Origin of the sequence: Acinetobacter lwoffii, from assembly GCF_022809915.1 — a bacterium.
GTDB classification, from domain to species: domain Bacteria; phylum Pseudomonadota; class Gammaproteobacteria; order Pseudomonadales; family Moraxellaceae; genus Acinetobacter; species Acinetobacter lwoffii_M.
On record NZ_JALGQY010000004.1, the window covers coordinates 19,853 to 40,147 of the forward strand.

The 20,295-nt window shown below is 42.3% G+C and carries 24 protein-coding genes, 2 tRNA genes and 1 other RNA gene; 12 read left to right on the forward strand and 15 right to left on the reverse strand.

What is annotated here, in order from left to right; all coding sequences use genetic code 11:
• Window positions 1-13 precede the first annotated feature (13 nt).
• Complete coding sequence (locus MTX11_RS03675; protein ID WP_195725725.1) at window positions 14-292, forward strand: hypothetical protein; 279 nt, start codon at window positions 14-16, stop codon at window positions 290-292.
• A gap of 42 nt (window positions 293-334) precedes the next feature.
• On the opposite strand, the gene MTX11_RS03680 is transcribed toward MTX11_RS03675, so the two are convergent.
• Window positions 335-841, reverse strand: a complete 507-nt coding sequence (locus tag MTX11_RS03680) for a hypothetical protein (RefSeq protein ID WP_004280554.1) — start codon at window positions 839-841, stop codon at window positions 335-337.
• Window positions 842-1,015: 174 nt separating this feature from the next.
• Between MTX11_RS03680 and MTX11_RS03685 the strand changes: the two genes are divergently transcribed.
• From MTX11_RS03685 to MTX11_RS03695, 3 genes are all read left to right on the forward strand, one after another.
• Window positions 1,016-1,744 (forward strand): hypothetical protein, encoded by a 729-nt coding sequence (locus MTX11_RS03685; protein WP_243474394.1) that lies wholly within the window; start codon window positions 1,016-1,018, stop codon window positions 1,742-1,744.
• Between the two features lie 170 nt (window positions 1,745-1,914).
• Window positions 1,915-2,000: transfer RNA gene (locus MTX11_RS03690), tRNA-Leu, on the forward strand.
• Window positions 2,001-2,091: 91 nt separating this feature from the next.
• Window positions 2,092-2,778: a hypothetical protein gene (locus MTX11_RS03695; protein ID WP_243474395.1), complete on the forward strand. Its 687-nt coding sequence runs from the start codon at window positions 2,092-2,094 to the stop codon at window positions 2,776-2,778.
• A 32-nt stretch (window positions 2,779-2,810) separates the two neighbouring features.
• Here MTX11_RS03695 and MTX11_RS03700 read toward each other — a convergent pair whose 3' ends face one another.
• From MTX11_RS03700 to rlmE, 5 genes are all read right to left on the reverse strand, one after another.
• On the reverse strand, window positions 2,811-3,125 hold the full coding sequence (locus tag MTX11_RS03700) for a DUF5713 family protein (protein ID WP_243474396.1): 315 nt from the start codon (window positions 3,123-3,125) through the stop codon (window positions 2,811-2,813).
• Between the two features lie 108 nt (window positions 3,126-3,233).
• Window positions 3,234-4,085, reverse strand: a complete 852-nt coding sequence (folP, locus tag MTX11_RS03705; RefSeq protein ID WP_243474397.1) for a dihydropteroate synthase — start codon at window positions 4,083-4,085, stop codon at window positions 3,234-3,236.
• Window positions 4,086-4,163: 78 nt separating this feature from the next.
• Window positions 4,164-4,778, reverse strand: coding sequence for a GNAT family N-acetyltransferase (locus tag MTX11_RS03710; RefSeq protein ID WP_243474398.1), 615 nt, complete (start codon window positions 4,776-4,778; stop codon window positions 4,164-4,166).
• 106 nt (window positions 4,779-4,884) lie between these two features.
• Window positions 4,885-6,774, reverse strand: a complete 1,890-nt coding sequence (gene ftsH, locus MTX11_RS03715) for an ATP-dependent zinc metalloprotease FtsH (protein ID WP_148334263.1) — start codon at window positions 6,772-6,774, stop codon at window positions 4,885-4,887.
• Window positions 6,775-6,906: 132 nt separating this feature from the next.
• On the reverse strand, window positions 6,907-7,557 hold the full coding sequence (rlmE, locus tag MTX11_RS03720; RefSeq protein ID WP_004645756.1) for a 23S rRNA (uridine(2552)-2'-O)-methyltransferase RlmE: 651 nt from the start codon (window positions 7,555-7,557) through the stop codon (window positions 6,907-6,909).
• Window positions 7,558-7,752: 195 nt separating this feature from the next.
• Between rlmE and yhbY the strand changes: the two genes are divergently transcribed.
• Window positions 7,753-8,076: a ribosome assembly RNA-binding protein YhbY gene (gene yhbY / locus MTX11_RS03725; protein ID WP_004280569.1), complete on the forward strand. Its 324-nt coding sequence runs from the start codon at window positions 7,753-7,755 to the stop codon at window positions 8,074-8,076.
• A gap of 11 nt (window positions 8,077-8,087) precedes the next feature.
• Window positions 8,088-8,627 (forward strand): DOMON-like domain-containing protein, encoded by a 540-nt coding sequence (locus MTX11_RS03730; protein ID WP_243474399.1) that lies wholly within the window; start codon window positions 8,088-8,090, stop codon window positions 8,625-8,627.
• Window positions 8,628-8,775: 148 nt separating this feature from the next.
• Here the strand turns inward: MTX11_RS03730 and MTX11_RS03735 are convergent, their stop codons facing one another.
• Together MTX11_RS03735 and MTX11_RS03740 are read right to left on the reverse strand one after the other, a co-directional pair.
• Window positions 8,776-8,997, reverse strand: coding sequence for a hypothetical protein (locus MTX11_RS03735; RefSeq protein WP_004280572.1), 222 nt, complete (start codon window positions 8,995-8,997; stop codon window positions 8,776-8,778).
• A 101-nt stretch (window positions 8,998-9,098) separates the two neighbouring features.
• Window positions 9,099-9,587 (reverse strand): hypothetical protein, encoded by a 489-nt coding sequence (locus MTX11_RS03740; protein ID WP_243474400.1) that lies wholly within the window; start codon window positions 9,585-9,587, stop codon window positions 9,099-9,101.
• Between the two features lie 308 nt (window positions 9,588-9,895).
• Between MTX11_RS03740 and carA the strand changes: the two genes are divergently transcribed.
• The 3 genes from carA to greA all read left to right on the forward strand — a co-directional run bounded on the left by carA (window position 9,896) and on the right by greA (window position 14,847).
• Window positions 9,896-11,035, forward strand: coding sequence for a glutamine-hydrolyzing carbamoyl-phosphate synthase small subunit (gene carA, locus MTX11_RS03745; protein WP_243474401.1), 1,140 nt, complete (start codon window positions 9,896-9,898; stop codon window positions 11,033-11,035).
• 13 nt (window positions 11,036-11,048) lie between these two features.
• Window positions 11,049-14,279 (forward strand): carbamoyl-phosphate synthase large subunit, encoded by a 3,231-nt coding sequence (gene carB / locus MTX11_RS03750; protein ID WP_243474402.1) that lies wholly within the window; start codon window positions 11,049-11,051, stop codon window positions 14,277-14,279.
• Between the two features lie 91 nt (window positions 14,280-14,370).
• On the forward strand, window positions 14,371-14,847 hold the full coding sequence (gene greA, locus MTX11_RS03755; RefSeq protein WP_005103954.1) for a transcription elongation factor GreA: 477 nt from the start codon (window positions 14,371-14,373) through the stop codon (window positions 14,845-14,847).
• Between the two features lie 74 nt (window positions 14,848-14,921).
• Here the strand turns inward: greA and MTX11_RS03760 are convergent, their stop codons facing one another.
• Complete coding sequence (locus tag MTX11_RS03760; protein ID WP_243474403.1) at window positions 14,922-15,515, reverse strand: TetR/AcrR family transcriptional regulator; 594 nt, start codon at window positions 15,513-15,515, stop codon at window positions 14,922-14,924.
• 136 nt (window positions 15,516-15,651) lie between these two features.
• Between MTX11_RS03760 and MTX11_RS03765 the strand changes: the two genes are divergently transcribed.
• Both MTX11_RS03765 and MTX11_RS03770 read left to right on the forward strand, forming a co-directional pair.
• Window positions 15,652-16,056, forward strand: a complete 405-nt coding sequence (locus MTX11_RS03765; RefSeq protein ID WP_004280579.1) for a RidA family protein — start codon at window positions 15,652-15,654, stop codon at window positions 16,054-16,056.
• A gap of 101 nt (window positions 16,057-16,157) precedes the next feature.
• Window positions 16,158-16,787 (forward strand): CatB-related O-acetyltransferase, encoded by a 630-nt coding sequence (locus tag MTX11_RS03770; protein ID WP_243474404.1) that lies wholly within the window; start codon window positions 16,158-16,160, stop codon window positions 16,785-16,787.
• 40 nt (window positions 16,788-16,827) lie between these two features.
• On the opposite strand, the gene MTX11_RS03775 is transcribed toward MTX11_RS03770, so the two are convergent.
• From MTX11_RS03775 to coaD, 5 genes are all read right to left on the reverse strand, one after another.
• Window positions 16,828-17,640 (reverse strand): hypothetical protein, encoded by an 813-nt coding sequence (locus tag MTX11_RS03775; RefSeq protein ID WP_243474405.1) that lies wholly within the window; start codon window positions 17,638-17,640, stop codon window positions 16,828-16,830.
• A 101-nt stretch (window positions 17,641-17,741) separates the two neighbouring features.
• Window positions 17,742-17,818, reverse strand: a tRNA-Met gene (locus MTX11_RS03780).
• A gap of 72 nt (window positions 17,819-17,890) precedes the next feature.
• An RNA gene (rnpB, locus tag MTX11_RS03785) (RNase P RNA component class A) lies at window positions 17,891-18,268 on the reverse strand.
• 26 nt (window positions 18,269-18,294) lie between these two features.
• Window positions 18,295-18,558: a YfhL family 4Fe-4S dicluster ferredoxin gene (locus MTX11_RS03790; protein WP_004280584.1), complete on the reverse strand. Its 264-nt coding sequence runs from the start codon at window positions 18,556-18,558 to the stop codon at window positions 18,295-18,297.
• Between the two features lies 1 nt (window position 18,559).
• Window positions 18,560-19,051 (reverse strand): pantetheine-phosphate adenylyltransferase, encoded by a 492-nt coding sequence (coaD, locus tag MTX11_RS03795; RefSeq protein ID WP_004280585.1) that lies wholly within the window; start codon window positions 19,049-19,051, stop codon window positions 18,560-18,562.
• A gap of 139 nt (window positions 19,052-19,190) precedes the next feature.
• On the opposite strand from coaD, the gene smpB reads away from it, so the two are divergent.
• Window positions 19,191-19,670, forward strand: a complete 480-nt coding sequence (gene smpB / locus MTX11_RS03800; RefSeq protein ID WP_004280586.1) for an SsrA-binding protein SmpB — start codon at window positions 19,191-19,193, stop codon at window positions 19,668-19,670.
• Between the two features lie 55 nt (window positions 19,671-19,725).
• On the opposite strand, the gene MTX11_RS03805 is transcribed toward smpB, so the two are convergent.
• The gene (locus MTX11_RS03805; RefSeq protein ID WP_243474406.1) at window positions 19,726-20,286 is read right to left on the reverse strand and encodes a flavodoxin family protein; all 561 of its coding nucleotides are present in this window, start codon (window positions 20,284-20,286) and stop codon (window positions 19,726-19,728) included.
• Between the last annotated feature and the right edge of the window lie 9 nt (window positions 20,287-20,295).

The following is a 20,295-nucleotide window of genomic DNA, read 5'->3' on the forward strand; positions in this document are numbered from 1 at the left end:
CATAAGGTGAGTGATGAATATTTCTGCATTATTGGCATGTCTGTTTTTTTATTCAGCCCTGTATTTGTTTTACTTCATTCTTGCCAAACAACAGAATCCCCTGCTTTTACTGGCAGCCATCATTCTAATGGTTTTAACGGTGTTCATTATTCCCTACCCGCATGAACGTCGTCGTCGAGGTTTCGACTCGACCTTGAGGTTTGGAGAATATTTTTATTGGCCCTTGATCACCTGGTGGCGTTTATTTATCTTGCCCATCAGCTGGCTGATTGCGCTGATGTATCGCGATTAAAAAAAGCACCCAAAGGTGCTTTCGTTTAGATCTGGTTATAGCTTAGATTTTTGCTAATAAAGCTTCTAGAACGGCTTGATAGTGAATCTGGATATCATCTTCTAAAATTTTGTAGGCATTATCGAATTGCACCATTGGCCAGCCTTCTTTCCAGAATGGGAAAATATTGTGCAGGTCATGGGTGACAATCGCATCTTCACGCACAATTGCTTGGGCAATTTGTGACAGCACTTGCGCAGTTTCAGCGCCATCAATCGCCATATAATCAATTCCGCGCGCTTTTAAAATACGAATTCGGTCTTTTTTATAACGGATTTTTTTGATTTGTGCTGCATTCAGACCCAAAGCCAAAGATACGGCTTCGACAAATTTGTCTTCAAATGACTGATTCAATGCTACTAAGGCTGCTTTATGCGCTTCCTGACGACCAGCTTTACCACCCTGACGAATTGCTGCTTGCGCCTCAGTATTTAGCTCATCCTTTTTCATACTTTGCAGGATGTCTAAAATTTCGATGTCGCTTAACGCCTGAGGAGATTGATCAGTCATAAACTGTCCTTAAAAAAATAAATCTTGAATCGGCTATTTTCGCATAATTCGTCGCTAAAAAACTAAAATCTTCATGATTAAAACAGTGCTACGTTCTGAAACTGCATTTCTTCTGCGATTTTGCGCAAAATCGACTATAGTGCTTCATCTATATATTAAATTAATCTCTGGATGATGCCCACTACGCAAGTGACTTTGTTGCTACAGCAACTTAAGCGCCAATATCCGACTGCATTTAAAGGAAATTACCTGTTTTTCAGTCAGATTAAAATCCGTGGAATCTGGGGTAAAGCCAAGCTTTTAATTCCTTGGGCCTTGGCCGCCATGATTTTTGTTCCCATCAGTTTGATGTTAGGAGATTTCGTACAGCAATCTTTTGTGCAAATCAGCGAATTTCAGGCGCAGAGTTATGCCATGTTGGCCATTCTACTGTTCCTGATGTTGAGTCTCACCTTGATTCTGTACCAGATTCAGCATTCTTCTTATTCGCTGTATCATTTATTACGGCATACCCCGATCAAGATGGCTATTGTGATTCTGATGCAAGCCTTAAATCTGGTCTTTATACAAAGCAGTTTGCTGATGTGGAGCTTATTCTTCTTTGGCGTGAGCTTTGGTTTTGTGCGCTTTTATCGAGAAAATTTATTCAAGGAAAATAGTAAAAATACTGAGCACTATCAGCTACAACAATTACGTAAAATCTGTTTTTGGGCTTATAAACAAACCTGCCTGATCCGACTAAAATTACGTTTTTATTCAAGCCATGATCCTCGGTATGCCGAACTAAAACAGCAATTAAATCACTATGCCGGGTTATATACGCGGCTGCTGAAATATGAGCATCAATATTGTAAAACGATCAAGCATCTAGATGTCGACAGCTATCTGGATGAAAATTCATAGTTCTCTCTATCCTTTTTCATTGGCCATCTTAAAGATCTGCAAATATTGACTTTTAAAAAACGTTGATTTGCTGGTTTTTAGAATAGAAGCTACGGAATTGCTTGAAAAGAAAGCAATCATTTAGAAATTTGCTTGCCAAGCTTTATTTCGTCCTCTATTATTGCGCACATGCCCGAGTGGTGAAATCGGTAGACACAGGGGATTTAAAATCCCCCGCCCACAAAGCGTGCCAGTTCGAGTCTGGCCTCGGGCACCATTTTAATATTTATTAAAATGGTGCAATAAAAAATCCAGCATTAGGCTGGTTTTTTTGTGCCTGCATTTTATTCTTTTAACGCGAAATCCCCATGTCAGAATTAAAACACTTCGATCTCGCTACATTACAATTACGTCATCCAGACGCTTTTTTCCTGAAGCTGCGTTATAGCCGCTTCAAATTTAATGCCCTGCAAAATATCCAGTTTGTTATCGCGATTAATTTACTGTCTCTTCTGGTCTGTATAGCCTGTAGTATCAGCTCAGTATTTCTGGAATATTATTTTTTTAAAAATGCCACGATTGCCTTTAATGTCACCTTAATTGTGCTGATGGCACTACTATATCCCTATATTTGGTATGCACAATATCAGGCGCAATTCAGCTCCAAAGCCTATAGTCAGCGTTTGCAAAGCTGCCTCTATCTGCAAATTCCAATTTTTCTGTGCTTATTGTTCAACCTTTATCTGATTCATTCAGATGTACTGGTCATCATCAGTATGATCATTTTAGCGCTTTCCTCTTTTGGCGCAGTGACCTTGGAACCTTTATTTAAAAGTTCCTGTAGCGTAATTGATCAGATCAGGTTGCAGAAACTCCGGCAACTGGCTTTTTGGGCTTATCAACAGTCCAGATCCAAAACACCACAACAGATTCAGGGTCAGTCAAATCTGCAGGCTTATTACCAAAATCTTTATCAGCAATGTATGAATGAAGAGCAACTATTATTAGGCTCGATTCGCTTTAATAACTTTAAAGATTATTTCAACAGACATTAAAAAACCCTGCAGCTGCAGGGTTTTTTTATGCATCACCATTCACGGTTGGTAATCAGTTCTTCCATTTCAATCTCGAACAGGCCGTGCTCTTGCACCACCATCATCATGGCTTCGGCAATATAATCCGCGGCAGTATCATCCAGAGACGAATCCAGATCTTCGAACTGAGATTTCATGATATTGATATCAGCCACAGTCAGATTGGCAAGCTGGTAAATTTCTTGATCTGACAAACCTGATTTAGCGACTTTTTGGGCAAAACGTTCGATGTGCTGCTTGATTTCAGCAACCAGAATATCGGGATAATACTCATCATCGAACATGGGGAGAAGTAAATCTGCAAACATTACAGGCACTCTAAAGGATGACTATCTAATCTAAGCGTGCCTATATAGCATATTGTTGCTTAAAAGCCAAACAACATTGCCAATGTAGGGATTTCCCAGCCTCGATTTTTAAACCATTTGCATAGCTTGCCAGACTTTAATCGCATCGGCTGTGACTTTAACATCATGTGCCCGTACCATACATGCACCCTGCTGAATACTCAACAAATGCGCTGTTGCTGAACCCACTGCACGCTCTTGTGGTTCTGCCCCATCCAAAACTGCTCCGATAAAGCGTTTACGTGATAAAGCAGACAAAATCGGATAGCCCATTTCTGTCAATTTATAAAACTCTTGCAACAGCTTTAAATTTTGCTGGGCATTTTTAGCGAAACCAAAACCTGGATCAATCATGATATTTTCCGCTTTTACTCCAACATCTAAAGCATCCTGAACACGTTGGGATAACTCGCGTATCACATCTTTAGTGACATCCTCATATTGATCCAGATTGTTCATGGTGGTCGGCTCACCGCGCATATGCATGATGATCACTGGAATATTGAGTTCTGCTGCGGTCTGCAATGCATTCGGCCGAGTCAAAGCACGGACATCATTCCAGATATGCGCTCCCGCCTCTACCGCTGCGCGTATGACTTCAGGTTGCGACGTATCAATCGAGAGAATGACCTTATGTTTAGCCAGTTCTTCCACCACAGGCACTACGCGGCGAATTTCTTCTTCCACTTCTACCACTGCGGCACCTGGACGGGTCGATTCACCGCCAATATCTATTACGGTTGCTCCTTCGGCCATCATTTCCAGTGCGCGGGCGACTGCATCTTCTTTTTGATTATGCCGACCACCATCACTAAAAGAGTCTGGGGTGACATTAAGAATCCCCATCACATGCGGCTGGGATAAGTCCAATTTTAAATCACCAAATGTCCATACATGTGGTAACAAAGGCATCAGCTGCATGATTCAATACTCACTCAAAATAACCCCGATATTGTCTTATGGATCGCCGAATAAAGCAAAGCTGAATAAGACTAGGACCTAGATTTCGAAGTAATTGTTTCGGGAATATTTCATCAGTTTAGATTGTAATAATACTTTCGTATATGCCCATTCACTTTCTAAAATACTATAGATGTAGCTATCTCGAATAGTCTGTCTATCTTTACGCAGCATATGACACCTAATAATGCCATCTCGTTTGGCACCTAATGCCTCAATCGCTTTCTGGCTAGGAAGATTCAAGTGATCAGTCCGAAAGCCGACGACCTGAGCATTTAAATTTTCAAAAGCATGTCTTAACAAAAGATATTTACAAACGCGATTCACATAAGTTCTGTGATAGCGCTTGGCATACCAGGTATAACCAATTTCAAAACGTGGAATTTCTGCCTTAATATTATGATAACTGGTGGTTCCAATTGCTTGGCCGGAGTTTAAATCGATCACAGCAAAAGCCATCCTTTCACCTTGAGCTTGCTGTTCAAAGGCCTGCGAAAAATATTTTTTTAAGTTATGCAGATAAGGCACTGAGTTATATAAAATCTCGCCTAAATTTTCTTCAGCGCATGCGATGGCTAAATCAGAAAAATGTTCCCAGCTCAACGGTTCAAGACGAAGCTGGTAAACACTGGATTCCAGCACAGATATATTCATTTTTGTTTTTCTTATTCATTTTTAATAGCTCAATATAACATTCAAAAAGATATGACAAAAATGACAAGCATAAAAAAACCACCCGAAGGTGGTTTTTTTATTGAACTTAGTTCGCTGGCAATGGCGGAGGAGTCAACGGACCATCATCTGGGGTTACATCAATCACAGGATTTTCCGCAACATAGACTTTTGGTGGCTGAGGCTCACGACCTTCCATGATGTCACGAATTTGATCACGATCAATGGTTTCCCATTCCATCAAGGCTTTCACCATCGCATGGGCAATATCTTTTTTGCTTTCCAAGATATCGCGTGCGATTTTATATTGCTCATCTAGAATTCGACGAATTTCACGATCGACTTCTAGTTGTGTGGTTTCCGAAATACTGCGGCTACCAATACTGCCCATGAAAGATTGCTGTGCATCTTCTTCATAGACCATGACACCGAGTTTGTCCGACATACCATATTTGGTCACCATCGCACGTGCCATTTTGGTTGCACGTTCGAAGTCATTTGAAGCGCCGGTCGACATCTGGTTAATGAAGACTTCTTCAGCAATACGGCCACCAAACAAAATCGAAAGTTCATTCAACATTTTGTCTTTGTAATGGCTGGTCTGGTCAAATTCAGGCAGCTGCCAGGTAACACCTAAAGCCCAGCCACGTGGCATGATTGTCACCTTATGCACAGGATCTGTACCTGGCAAGCTTTCAGCAACAATCGCATGCCCTGCTTCATGATAAGCCGTCGCACGACGCTCTTCATCACGAAGTACCATCGATTTACGCTCAGGACCCATATATAGCTTGTCTTTTGCATCTTCAAAGTCATGCATATCGACGGTGTTTTTGTTACGACGTGCAGCAAATAAAGCAGCTTCATTCACCAGGTTTGCTAATTGCGCACCCGAGAAGCCCGGTGTACCACGTGCAAGAACTTTAACATCCACACCTGTCACTGAAGGCAATTTTTTCAAATGTACATTCAGGATTTGTTCACGACCTTTAATGTCTGGCAAACCAACCACAACTTGACGGTCAAAACGGCCTGGACGAAGAAGTGCTTTATCCAGTACATCTGCACGGTTGGTTGCAGCAATCACGATAATGCCTTCATTACCCTCAAAGCCGTCCATTTCAACCAGCATCTGGTTCAGTGTCTGTTCACGTTCATCGTGACCACCACCAGTACCTGAACCACGATGACGACCGACTGCATCAATCTCATCAATAAAGATGATACATGGCGCATGACGTTTCGCCTGTTCGAACATGTCACGAACACGGGATGCACCGACACCGACAAACATCTCAACGAAGTCAGAACCTGAAATACTAAAGAATGGAACTTTCGCTTCACCGGCAATGGCTTTGGCAAGTAGGGTTTTACCCGTACCTGGAGGACCGACCATTAACACACCGCGTGGAATACTCGCACCCAGACGTTTAAATTTGGTTGGATCTTTCAGGAAATCTACGATTTCAACGACTTCTTGCTTGGCTTCGTCACAACCAGCAACATCAGTGAAAGTGACTTTAATCTGGTCTTCAGACAGCATTTTGGCTTTAGATTTACCAAAACTCATTGGGCCGTTTTTACCACCTGCACCGCCACCCATGTTGCGCATAAAGAACATGAATAACAAAATGATTAAAAGTACAGGGAAACTTGCAATAAGCAACTGCATGAGCAAGCCTTGACGTTGTGGTGCTTCACCTTCAACCACAACATTATTTTTAATCAGGCTTGGCATCAGTTCAGGATCCTGAACTGCCGGACGGATACTTTCAAACTCTGAACCGTTCGATTTTTCGCCACGGATTCTTTCGCCGTCAATCACAACTTGTTTAATTTGGCCAGCATTGACCGCGGCAACAAACTCTGAGTAGTTCATTGTAGTCGGTTGATTGCGGTCACTGACGTTGCTGAAGATTAACACCAGCACACCCAGTATCACGAGCCACAATACGGCATTCTTAAAAAGATCGCTCAAAGCTTTATTCCCATTCCAATCTAATTTGATCATGCCCTGTTCAGGGTGACCTTAATACTTAAGCTGTAAATCAACTTACAATTATCTGAAAACGTACAAAATGCACAATTTTTAACGACTTGGCAAGTAGACTTATTTTAAAGCCTTCTTACGTCCCTGTCCGATCAGGAAAACTTCCTTGGAGCGAGCACGTGATGCCAAAGGTTTAGATGTTTTCAGAACATCAAAACTATCAACCACTTGCTTACGGAATTCGTCAAAACCTGAACCTTGGAAAACTTTTACCACAAATTGACCTTTAGGGCCTAGCACCTTGTTGGCAAAATCCAGTGCAAGTTCACACAAGTAAATCTGACGCGGTTGATCTACAGCCTTATTACCTGATGTATTGGGGGCCATATCTGAAATTACAACGTCTACAGTACGACCATCTAAAATTTCTAACAATTGCTGGAAGACTTCTTCTTCGCGAAAGTCACCTTGCAAGAAAGTCACATCAGGTAATGCATCCATTGGTAAAATGTCAGATGCAATCAATAAACCTTTGTCGCCGACCAACTTACCGGCGATTTGTGACCAACTCCCGGGAGCTGCACCCAAGTCGACCACGGTCATGCCGGGTTTGATGATTTTGTACTTTTCTTGCATCTCTAAGAGCTTATATGCTGCACGCGCACGATAGCCGTCCTTTTGTGCCTTTTTCACATAAGGATCGTCTAAATGCTCTCTCATCCAATCACGACTACTTTTAGATAACTTTTGGTTGGTAATGCGTGTAGCCATAACTCTCTAAATAAAAAAACGTCTAATTATTAATTGTACGTGAAAAAGACATATTTTGCAGTATACATGTGTATCTAAATCTAGGAGTTTTGCTCGTTATGAAGAGATATTGGAAATGATTATTTCCTGATAATTTAAAGCGTTTGTTTTTTGCTTTTGCTATACTAAGCCGTTTTAAAATTCAGGTTATCTCTCATGGCGTCTTTATCTATTCAGGAACGTAAGCGTTTACGTCAAATCGGACATGCTTTAAACCCGGTCGTTATGCTGGGTGACAAAGGCCTGACTGAAAATGTCATCGAAGAATTGGCGCGTGCTTTAAACGATCACGAACTAATTAAAGTGAAAATCGTAGCTGAAGATCGTGAAGCGCGTGCAGCACTGATTGCTGAAATTTCAGAAGCGACTGGTGCTGAAGTGGTTCAAACTATTGGTAAAATTGCACTGCTTTACAAGAAAGCTGCGAAACAAAACCAAAAATTGTCCAACCTTGTCCGTTTCGCTCATTTGTCTAACTAAGTACAGGACTTATGGCAAGTTACGAGCTTAGCGCATTTGATCGCCGTTTTCAGGCCATCTCTCTGGTTGCCGCCATCGAACAGCAAGGCCCATACAATTTAAATGTGGGCTTCTGGATCCGTGATCCCAATCAGTACATCTTGTGGCCCGACATGGTGACGGCACATCCCCGTCAGGATTTCCTGTGGGAACAGACTTGCTTTGAAATTTTTATTGGGGTTCAGGGCGAAGATTTTTATCGTGAGATTAATCTTTCCCCTTCTCAGGCCTGGCAGGCTTATCAATTCGAAGAATACCGTTATCCTGAAGATATGCCACCGCAAGCTGCGGATGATATTGAGCTGAATCAGCTCAAACGTACGCATTATGGTCTTAATGTCAGTGTGGATCTGACTGATTTTATGGCAGCACATAAACTGAAATGGGAAAACTTGTTTCTGGGTTTATCTGCTGTTTTAAAAACCTCGCAAGGTGAGCAGTTCTATGCCATGCAGCATAGTAGTCCTCAGGCAGATTTTCATAATAAACGTGACTGGTTGCATGTGTTTTAAATAGATTGACGCTGTGCATCAGCTATTTAAAGTGTAACAGGCGAATAAAACGTGAGACTTTAAGTCTCACGTTTTTGTTTATCGCTCAACAATGACTGATCCCCTATGTAATTATTTTAGATTTTTTATCGTTTTCAACGTTCATATTTTAATGATGCAGATGATGCTGTTCCTGAATAGATTTCACAGCAGCATAAAGAATAAAAGCAAAAGTAATGATCATCAAAAGAATGGTCCCAAACACCAGTCCCAGTACTCCCAGACATAATACGATTACACCCAGATAAAGTATGCGCCCCAATCCGCTTTCCAGATTCAGTAGCATGATCAATATCAGTAAAATAAGTACACCTACAAAATGCTGTTGCATCGTGACCCCCTTTAATTGTTATTGTGAGTCCGTTTTGCTGCATAAAGACAAAGGAGAACATTGATTGTTCTCCTTTTTAAATAGCGGCCTTTCAGCGCAGCCTAACTTTTCAGCTCAGGACTTTTGTCTGAGCTCTCTGTTTTCACCACGGGTTTGACTTTTTTCAGTACTTCAATGGTACTGTCCTTAGAACGTTTAAAAGTATCGGTCAGATGTTCCTTATGCTTGGTCGAAATCTGACTGACATCCTCTTTCAACTCTTTACCCAGATTAGATAAGTCTTCGACGACAGCGTTGAATTCTGTCTTGATAAAGCTTTTCAGTTCAGTTAATTCTTTCTGCGAACCGAAAATCTGCTCCTTCAAAGTATCAATACGCTGTAACACCTCCTGCTTAAATTGACGCAATTGTTCCTGCACAGTATCGCTTAACTGTTTGGCTTCAACTTCAAGCTTTTCCTTACTTTCCTCGATGGTTTCAATTGCCTGATCTTTAGCCTCGACTGCTACTTTTTCAAGCTTCTCGGCAGTTTCAGTGACCACGCTCGGAGTGATTTTTTTAGATGTAGTAGATTTAAGTGCTGTAGCCATTTGTCTTGTTCCTATTGTTATATCGACTAAGCTATATTAGTAGATTTGATAAAAATTAAGATTTGATTTGTCTGACAATTATTAATTGCTTACATTTTTTCACATTGCCTACAAAACAGACTTCCATGCAAAAAGCAAGCCATTTATCTCATACTTTCGCTGCAAAGCCGTTGGACTTTAAGGGTCGTTCTGCGTATAATGCCGTGTTAAGTTCAAGCGAGCAGACATAGGAGGGTAGGTTTAAAAATTAGCCTTCCTTTTTTTTCGTCTTCTCGCTTTTTTACAGCCTAAATTTCAGGAGCTTTGGTTTGAGCACCCCAGCAATTTTAGCCCTTGCCGACGGAACTATCTTTAAAGGTACTTCGATTGGCGCATCGGGTAGTACGACTGGTGAAGTCGTTTTCAACACTGCCATGACTGGCTATCAAGAAATTTTGACTGACCCGAGTTATGCACAGCAACTTGTGACACTGACTTACCCACATATCGGTAACACAGGCTGTAATGAAGAAGACGCTGAATCAGGTCGTATTCATAAGGTTTGGGCGAACGGATTGATCATTCGTGACCTGCCTTTACTGCACAGTAACTTCCGTTCAACCCAATCATTAGCTGAATATTTGGTACAACACAATGTTGTGGCAATTGCGGATATCGACACGCGTAAATTGACACGTATCTTACGTGATAAAGGTGCGCAAAATGGCTGTATCCTTGCTGGCGAAAATATCACTGAAGCTGAAGCGCTTGAAAAAGCACGTGCATTTGGTGGTTTAAACGGTTTAGACCTGGCAAAAGAATGTTGCGACCCTGAAGGTTTTGAATGGACTGAAGGCTCTTGGACATTAGGCAAAGGTTTCTCTCAACCAGAAGCTAAATTCCATGTTGTTGCATACGATTACGGTGTCAAAACCAACATCTTACGTATGCTCGCAGACCGCGGTTGTAAACTGACTGTTGTGCCGGCGCAAACTCCTGCTGCTGATGTACTTGCACTGAATCCAGATGGCGTGTTCCTTTCGAACGGTCCTGGTGATCCGGCTGCATGTGACTACGCAATTGAAGCTGTAAAAACAATTGTAGAAACCACTGAAATTCCAGTATTTGGTATCTGCCTGGGTCACCAGATCCTTGCGCTTGCAAGTGGTGCTAAAACCTTAAAAATGCCTCACGGCCACCACGGTGCCAACCATCCTGTACAAAACATTGAAACTGGTACAGTGATGATTACTTCTCAAAACCATGGCTTCGCAGTCGATGAAAGCAATCTGCCTGATGTGTTGCGTGTAACGCATCGCTCACTGTTTGATGGCACCAACCAAGGTATCCATCGTACAGACAAACCTGCGTTCAGCTTCCAGGGTCACCCTGAAGCAAGCCCGGGTCCACATGACTGCGCACCATTGTTCGATCATTTCATCGAACTTATCGAAGCATCTAAGAAGTAATTAAGGAAGCATCATGGCTAAACGTACTGACATTAAAAGCATCTTGATTATTGGTGCTGGTCCGATTGTCATCGGTCAAGCATGTGAGTTTGACTACTCAGGTGCTCAAGCATGTAAAGCCCTTCGTGAAGAAGGCTACCGCGTTATTTTGGTCAACTCGAACCCAGCGACCATCATGACCGACCCAACCATGGCAGATGCAACTTATATTGAGCCAATTACTTGGCAAACTGTTGCAGCAATTATTGAGAAAGAACGCCCAGACGCTGTTCTTCCGACCATGGGTGGTCAAACTGCATTGAACTGTGCCCTTGCCCTCGATGAGCACGGCATTTTAGAAAAATTCAATGTTGAATTAATCGGTGCAACCAAAGAAGCGATTGAAAAAGCTGAAGACCGCAAACTGTTTGACCAGGCAATGCGTAAAATTGGTCTTGAATGTCCAAAAGCTGACGTTGCTGAGTCAATGGAACATGCTTTAGAAATTCAAGCACGTTTCGGCTTCCCAGTGATTATCCGTCCATCATTCACCATGGGTGGTTCTGGTGGCGGTATCGCTTACAACAAAGAAGAATTCATCGAAATTTGTGAACGCGGTTTCGATCTTTCTCCGACTAAACAATTATTGATCGATGAATCTTTAATTGGTTGGAAAGAGTACGAGATGGAAGTTGTTCGTGACAAAAACGACAACTGTATCATCGTATGTACGATTGAAAACTTTGACCCAATGGGCGTACACACTGGTGACTCAATCACTGTTGCTCCTGCGCAAACATTGACAGACAAAGAATTCCAACTTCTACGTAACGCATCTTTAGCTGTACTACGTGAAATTGGCGTAGAAACAGGTGGTTCTAACGTACAGTTCGGTATTTGTCCAAATACTGGTCGTATGGTTGTGATCGAGATGAACCCACGTGTATCACGTTCATCTGCCCTTGCCTCTAAAGCAACTGGTTTCCCAATTGCAAAAATCGCTGCGAAATTAGCGGTTGGTTACACGCTTGATGAGTTGAAAAACGACATCACTGGCGGTACAACACCTGCATCGTTTGAACCTGCAATTGACTACGTTGTAACCAAGATTCCTCGTTTTAACTTCGAGAAATTCCCACAAGCTGATGCGACTTTAACCACACAGATGAAATCTGTCGGTGAAGTGATGGCGATTGGTCGTAACTTCCAAGAATCTGTACAAAAAGCCCTTCGTGGTCTTGAAGTTGGCGCTTCTGGTTTTGACGAAAAAATTGAAGTGGGTGCTGAAGGCGCGCGCGACAAAATCTTGCAAGAACTTAAAGTGCCAGGTCCAGAGCGTATTTGGTACGTGGGCGACGCATTCCGTCACGGCTTTACTTTAGACGAAGTATTCGCTGCAACGAACATTGACCGCTGGTTCTTGATTCAAATCGAAGACATCATTAAAACTGAAAACCAAATCAAAACTTTAGGTTTTGGTGATTTAAATGCGGAGAATATCCGTAGCTTTAAACGTAAAGGTTTATCAGATCTTCGCATTGCAGACTTGATGGGTATTTCACAAAAGCAATTCCGTAAACATCGTTGGAACCTGGGCGTAACTCCAGTTTACAAACGTGTCGATACATGTGCTGCAGAATTCGAATCTGATACAGCTTACATGTACTCAACTTACGATGAAGAATGTGAAGCAAATCCATCGAACAAAGACAAGATCATGGTGATCGGCGGTGGCCCTAACCGTATCGGTCAAGGTATCGAGTTCGATTACTGCTGTGTACACGCTGCCCTTGCGATGCGTGAAGACGGTTACGAAACCATTATGGTGAACTGTAACCCTGAAACAGTTTCAACGGATTACGACACATCAGATCGTTTGTACTTCGAACCAATCACTTTAGAAGACGTTTTAGAAATCGTACGTATCGAGAAGCCGAAAGGCATTATCGTTCAGTACGGTGGTCAAACACCTTTGAAATTGGCTCGTGCTTTAGAAGAAGCTGGTGCACCAATTATCGGTACATCGCCTGACGCGATTGACCGTGCAGAAGACCGCGAACGTTTCCAACAAATGATTCAACGTCTACAACTTCGTCAACCAAACAACAGCATCGTAAAATCTGCTGAAGAAGGTATGGCTGAAGCGTCTAAAGTAGGCTATCCATTAGTGGTACGTCCTTCTTACGTACTTGGTGGTCGTGCGATGGAAATCGTATACAACGACGAAGAGCTTAAACGCTACCTACGTGATGCAGTTCAAGCATCAAACGAAGCCCCTGTTCTGCTTGACCGTTTCTTAGATGATGCGATCGAAGTTGACGTAGACTGCGTATCTGACGGTAAAGACGTGGTAATCGGCGGCATCATGCAGCACATCGAACAAGCAGGGATTCACTCAGGTGACTCAGCTTGTTCAATTCCTCCTTATTCTCTATCTAAAGAGATTCAGGACGAAATGCGCCGTCAAACCGTTGCAATGGCAAAAGAGCTTGGCGTAATCGGTTTAATGAACGTTCAGTTTGCGGTTAAAGGTGAAGACGTTTACATTCTGGAAGTGAACCCACGTGCGTCTCGTACTGTGCCATTCGTTTCTAAGTGTATCGGTGAATCTTTAGCGAAAGTTGCTGCACGTTGTATGGCGGGTCAATCTCTTGAGTCTCAAGGCTTTACATCAGAGATTATTCCTGAGCACTTCTCTGTCAAAGAAGCCGTGTTCCCGTTCAACAAATTCCCTGGTGTTGACCCGATCCTTGGCCCTGAGATGAAATCGACTGGCGAAGTGATGGGCGTTGGTAAAACATTTGGTGAAGCGTTCTATAAAGCTGTTTTAGGTGCAAATGAGCGTTTACCAGGTCTTCCAACTGAAGGTGAAGTCAAACACGCATTTATCTCTGTACGTGACTCAGACAAACCACGTGCGGCGGGTATTGCAAAACAATTGATTGACCTAGGCTTCAAGATTCTTGCAACTGATGGTACATTTAAAGTGATTAGCGATGCTGGTCTTGAATGTGAACGTGTCAATAAAGTGACTGAAGGTCGTCCTAACATTGTGGACCGTATCAAAAACGGCGAAATCCACCTTGTGATTAACACGACTGAAGGCAAAAAGGCACAAGAAGACTCATTCTCGATCCGTCGTTCAGCACTTCAAGGTAAAGTGTATAACACAACTACATTGAATGGTGCAGATGCAGTATGCCAAGCTTTAGCAATTAAATTGCCGATGGATGTATATCGTTTGCAAGACCTAACTAAAGGTTAATTCGCTTCCAAGAAGTCCCGCTACCTTCTTGGTGGCGGGCTTTTTTTTATTTATAGATTTTATATCTTTCAACTGACTTTTGAGGGACAACATGCAACGTTATCCTATGACACCTGAAGGCAAAATTGCCTTAGAGAAAGAATTACACCAACTGAAAACAGTGGATCGTCCACGTATTACAGCTTCAATTGCAGAAGCTCGTGAACACGGTGACTTAAAAGAAAATGCAGAATACCATGCAGCACGTGAACAGCAAGGCTTCTGTGAAGGCCGTATTCAGGACATCGAAGGCAAACTGGGTGCAGCTCAGGTGATCGATGTCAAAGAACTTGAACAGAATGGTCGTGTAGTTTTTGGTGTAACGGTCACGATTGAAAATCTGGATACTGAAGAGCAGAAAACCTATAAAATTGTAGGCGATGACGAAGCAGACTTTAAGATTAACAAGATCTCTGTAAACTCGCCGATCGCACGTGGTCTTTTAGGTAAAAACGAAGGCGACGATGTGAAAATCAATACACCAAACGGTGAAGTTGAATACGAAATTGTGAAAGTTGAATATATCTAAATTTTAGATATTTAAGCTTGCATGAACCCCTCGATTGAGGGGTTTTTTACCTTTATTCGCCTCTTACAAATGGATTAGCTCTGTGCTTCTTTTAAAAACCCCGATGCAAATAAATTAAATGCATGTAAGGCCTCAGGGAGTACTTGCTCAGGATGTTCGCTAGAAGCCACCCAGAGTGCTGCATTCATTGCTGCACCATTTAAAAATATCGCAGCAGCTTCTGGATCAACTGTTTTAATTCGGTCTACTGCCAATAATTGTTCAACACATTCACGCGTGGACTGCAAACATCTGTTTTGACTTGGCCAATGTGCAGGATCGCCCAGCACAGCCGGCCCGTCACGCAGCACAATGCGCTGGAATTCCGGATTTAAGGCATTTTGAATATAGGTCCGCCCTTCTAGCATCAATCCTTCCCACAGATCAGCAGGCTGCTCCAGATGCTGCTGGGCAGATGAAGCCATTTCCGAATCGATCTGGTCGACCACTGCAGCAAACAAGCCTTTTTTATCGCCAAAATGATGATACAACGCTCCACGGGTCAGCCCTGCTTCTGCCGTGAGCTTATCCATTGAAGTGTCTGCATAACCATATTCTGCAAACGTACGACGTGCCACTTCAATCAGTTTCTTGCGGGTTTCCGCCATTTTTTGTTCACGAACAGACATGAATTACTTTACCTCATCATCACAAAAATTTTAATTGACATACGGGCCGTATGTCAATTATATTTACATACGATGCGTATGTGAAAGTTAAATTGCTTTCACTCACTTATAAATTAGATATTGAATGAGAATAGACATGACTAGAACTGCGATATTTCCCCAAGACCGCCATGCCCTCTATGAACAGCATGGTTATTCTGCTGCGATCAAATCGGAAGACTTACTTTTTGTTTCTGGTCAGGTCGGTAGCCGTGAAGATGGCTCTCCTGAACCAGATTTCGAGAAACAGGTAGAACAGGCTTTTAAAAACTTAGCTGCAACTTTGGCAGCGGCTGGTTGTACTTTCGATGATATTGTTGATGTCACCACCTTTCACACTGATCCAGAACAGCAGTTCGAAAGCATCATGAAAGTTAAAAATCAGGTGTTTACGCAAAAGCCTTATCCTAATTGGACAGCTGTAGGTGTCACGTGGTTAGCAGGTTTTGATTTTGAAATTAAGGTGATTGCTCGTATTCCTCCAGCATCGACCACAGCTTAATCATTGTTTTATGCGTGCGCGAATGTCTTTTAGATATTATTCAGCAAGTTTAAACCCCGATTAGGTATAATTTCTTATTCACTATTTTTTGTATCTCCCTTATGTCTGAAAAGTTAATTAATTCTCCTGTAAAGCATTGGTGTGAGTTCGAGTTTATTTCGAAAACGGTGAAAAATCCGAATATTCACATTAAAGGGAATTACTCATACTACTCAGCTTATTGGGATCAGGGTTTTGAGCGTTGTGTGGTGCGTTATTTACATGATAAGCCTGCAACGCCTGAGAAGCCGATTGATCAGCTCTATATCGGCAATTTCGTCTGTTTTGGCGCAGAATGCGTGATTATGATGGGCAGCAACCAATTACACCGTACCGACTGGATTTCAGCATTTCCGTTCGATACACGGGGTTTTGAACTTGCGGGTGACACGATTATTGGTGATGGTTGCTGGATTGGTTCTCGTGCCATGATTATGCCCGGTGTAAAGCTTGGTGAAGGTGCTGTGGTCGCAACAGGTGCTGTTGTGACTGAAGATGTGCCACCTTATGCAGTTGTTGGCGGTGTACCTGCGAAAATTATTAAATATCGCTTTCCGCAGGAAGATATAGAAAAACTGCTTTCACTTAAAATCTACGATATAGATGAAAAGCAGTTTCTAAAGATGCGTGAGCAGTTACAGACGGATAATATTGAAAAAGTAGTGAATTTCTTCAGTTCTAATTATGAATAGCTGAGCAGTTATTTTCAGTAAAAAATATTCAAGTTTCACATTAAATAATCATCGCATGGAGTTTTTCTAATGTAGGGCTTAAATATATTTGATTTGTCTCACAATCATATACACTCTCAACTACACAGGTAAGTTGATCTCTGTATTTTTTACCATACACATTTTGATAAGTAACTTCAAATAAGAAAGTCACATGATACTCCTCTTCCGTTAGTTCAGCAGCAGCTTGGCCATCAATCTCAAAATTAATATTTAAAACACCTGAATGATCAAATTTTGGTTCATTTTTTCTAATGTAAGGATATGTTGTCGATTTAACATTTAAGTTTCTAGCCATCTCACCTAAATTTTCAACAACCAATTTCAACTCAACAATTTTTTCTTCATATGTATTAACGACTGTGTTTTCTTCATCAGTAATAGGCCCTTCCCTAAAATACTCTCTAAGCAATTGAAAACTATAATCAAGATTTGGTTGCACTTGAAAATGTTTTTGTTGAAGTTCGTCCTCATACACTTGGGCTAATCGTGATTGCTGCTCAACTGAAGCTTTGATTTCTTTCACTTGCAATTCTAGAGCTTCAGTTGTTTTCTTTAACTCTATTGCTTGCATCTTCAAAGCTTCAGAATTCTGCTCAAGCCCTTTACCTTGTTGATAAAATCCTCTTACCAACCAAAAAAATGCCAAAGGTGCAAAAGCACCTGCAATAAAATCCCCGAACTCATTTAGATCTTTAGGCAGCACGCCATTGTGAATTTTAAAATATATAAAAATTAACCATCCAATAGTTATCGCCCACGACAAACAACTTCCAATGTTTTCTTTAATCCACTTAATAAGATTTTGATTCATTATTTTTAAAATTCAGTTGCTTATTTTCCAATCATCTTATCATTTTAATTTTCTGAAGCCATAAAAAAACCCACTCAATCGGAGTGGGTTTTTTCAGAATATGGTGGCTATGACGAGACTTGAACTTGTGACCCCCGCATTATGAGTGCGGTGCTCTAACCAACTGAGCTACATAGCCTTAAACTGTGCGCGCATTATGGGATTTTCTGTAAATCACGTCAACCCCATATTGTGCTGTTTGATCAAAATTTGTTGAAGTGAGCCGATAAGCCGGGTTCTGTCGTGAACGATCATTCCTCTAGGCGCAAAATCACTCATGCGCTCAAGCGACCTACCCGAATCCAGCATGGGCCATGCCTAATGGATTCCTATTTGGTCTTGCTTCCGGTGGGGTTTACCTCGCCATGAACTGTTACCAGCCATGCGGTGCGCTCTTACCGCACCCTTTCACCCTTACCTCCGATTCCGATTGCTCGAAAACATAATGAAGGCGGTCTTCTCTCTGCTGCACTTGCCGTCGGTTTGCACCGCCCAGGCGTTACCTGGCACCTTGCCCTATGAAGCCCGGACTTTCCTCCCCTGCTTCAATCACGGAGATCTCCACAGCAGCGATCGTCTGGCTCACTTCGAGCGGCATAGTATCAAATATCGAGACTAATTGCTTGATGTTTTTTGAGCAGTCAGTTTTTCATACTTGGCTTGCAGCTGTTCCTGCGTTTCGACATGATTCGGATCCAGTGGAATACAATCCACCGGACAGAACAACTGGCACTGCGGTTGATCATGATGTCCGACGCACTCTGTACATAGGTCTGGATGAATCTCATAAATGAGTTCACCCATATAGATGGCCTCATTCGGGCATACAGGTTCACAGACATCACAGTTAATACATTCATCGGTGATATATAAAGACACGCTACCAACCTTGTTGAAGTTTACGCTCGAAGGCAGCAACCACGTTTGGTGGTACAAACTTGGTTACATCACCTCTTAGTCGAGCAATTTCACGCACCAAAGTGGATGAAATAAAAGAATATTGCTCTGAAGGGGTTAAAAACACCGCTTCAAAATGGGAGTCCAGCTGACGGTTCATATTGGCCAACTGAAATTCGTACTCAAAATCAGACACTGCACGCAAACCACGCAATACAGCAGTCGCCTTTTGCTCACGGAAAAAATTGACGAGCAAACCGTCAAAACCTACAAATTCAACATTGTCCAAATGACTCAATGACTCTTTCGCCAATGCGACACGCTCTTCCAGACTAAATACCGGATTTTTATGATGACCGATAGCAATGGCTACCACGACTTCATCAAACATTCGCGCTGCGCGGGTTACCAAATCAATATGTCCATTGGTAATTGGATCAAAAGTCCCCGGATAAATCACACGAGTTTTAGACATCCATTTGTACTCTGTTTGTTATGTAGAATCTTATTTTAGCAAAAACTTGTTTTTTTGGTGAATAATCCTCATTAATTTAAAAAACTTCACCTTATTTCTAGTTGCGGTACAATAGCAGCACGTTTGGAAGTATCAGATTATGGCGAAAGCATCTATTGTAGTAAAAAAAAATAATGGCGGTACCATTGCACTGAATAAACGTGCCCGCCACGATTATTTTATTGAAGAGAAATTTGAAGCGGGGCTTTCATTAAAAGGCTGGGAAGTCAAATCAATGCGCGCTGGTCGCATGACCATTGTAGAAAGTTATATTACCTTTAAAAATGGTGAAGCGTTCTTGTTTGGTGCACAGGTTCAGCCCTTGTTAAGTGCTTCGACCCATGTGGTGCCTGAAGCAACCCGTACCCGCAAACTGTTGCTGAATCGCCGTGAAATTGAAAAGTTGATGGGTGCGATTAACCAGAAAGGTTATTCCTGCGTTCCACTGGCCTGCTACTGGAAAGGTCCACATGCCAAGCTGGAAATTGCTCTGGTCAAAGGTAAGCAGCTTCATGACAAACGTGCCACCGAAAAAGACCGTGACTGGCAACGTGATAAAGCGCGAATTTTCCATAAATAATGGATTAAAAGTTGAATATAAAAAAACCTCCGCATTTGGAGGTTTTTTTATGGCTTTAAGCAGGGGTATTTAGTCGCGCCAGAGTCAGGGCAATATATTCCCCAAACCAGAACGCGGTTTTTAAATCGCCCTCAGGTGGAGTGACTTCAACCGGGGCATTATCCGACTGGGTCATTAAACCCAAAAAGCTCGACATCCGGTTCAGGTCCGTCACTGCACGTCCTGTCGGCATTAATGGCAATCCACTCCACAACATCCCGTGCTGCATCGCAAACAGGTTGATTTGCTGCAGGACCGCCAGCTTGTCGCCACTGAGTCCGCCACCATTGGTAAAGGCGGCAGCCAGTTTGCCCTGCCAGGTACGTGCCAACCAGCGCTTGGAAGATTGTTCCATAAACAGCTTCATGGCAGAGGTCAGGCTACCCATATAGGTCGGACAACCAAAGATAATTGCATCGGCGGCATCCAGTACATCCCAGTCTATGTGTTCGACATTCATCATATGCACCTGAACACCGGTTTCCCGTGCACCATCGGCAATAAAATTTGCCACTTTAGCCGTGTGTCCATAAGGACTGTGATAAACAATCGCAACAGATTTGGAAGATAGGGACATAACGCTCAA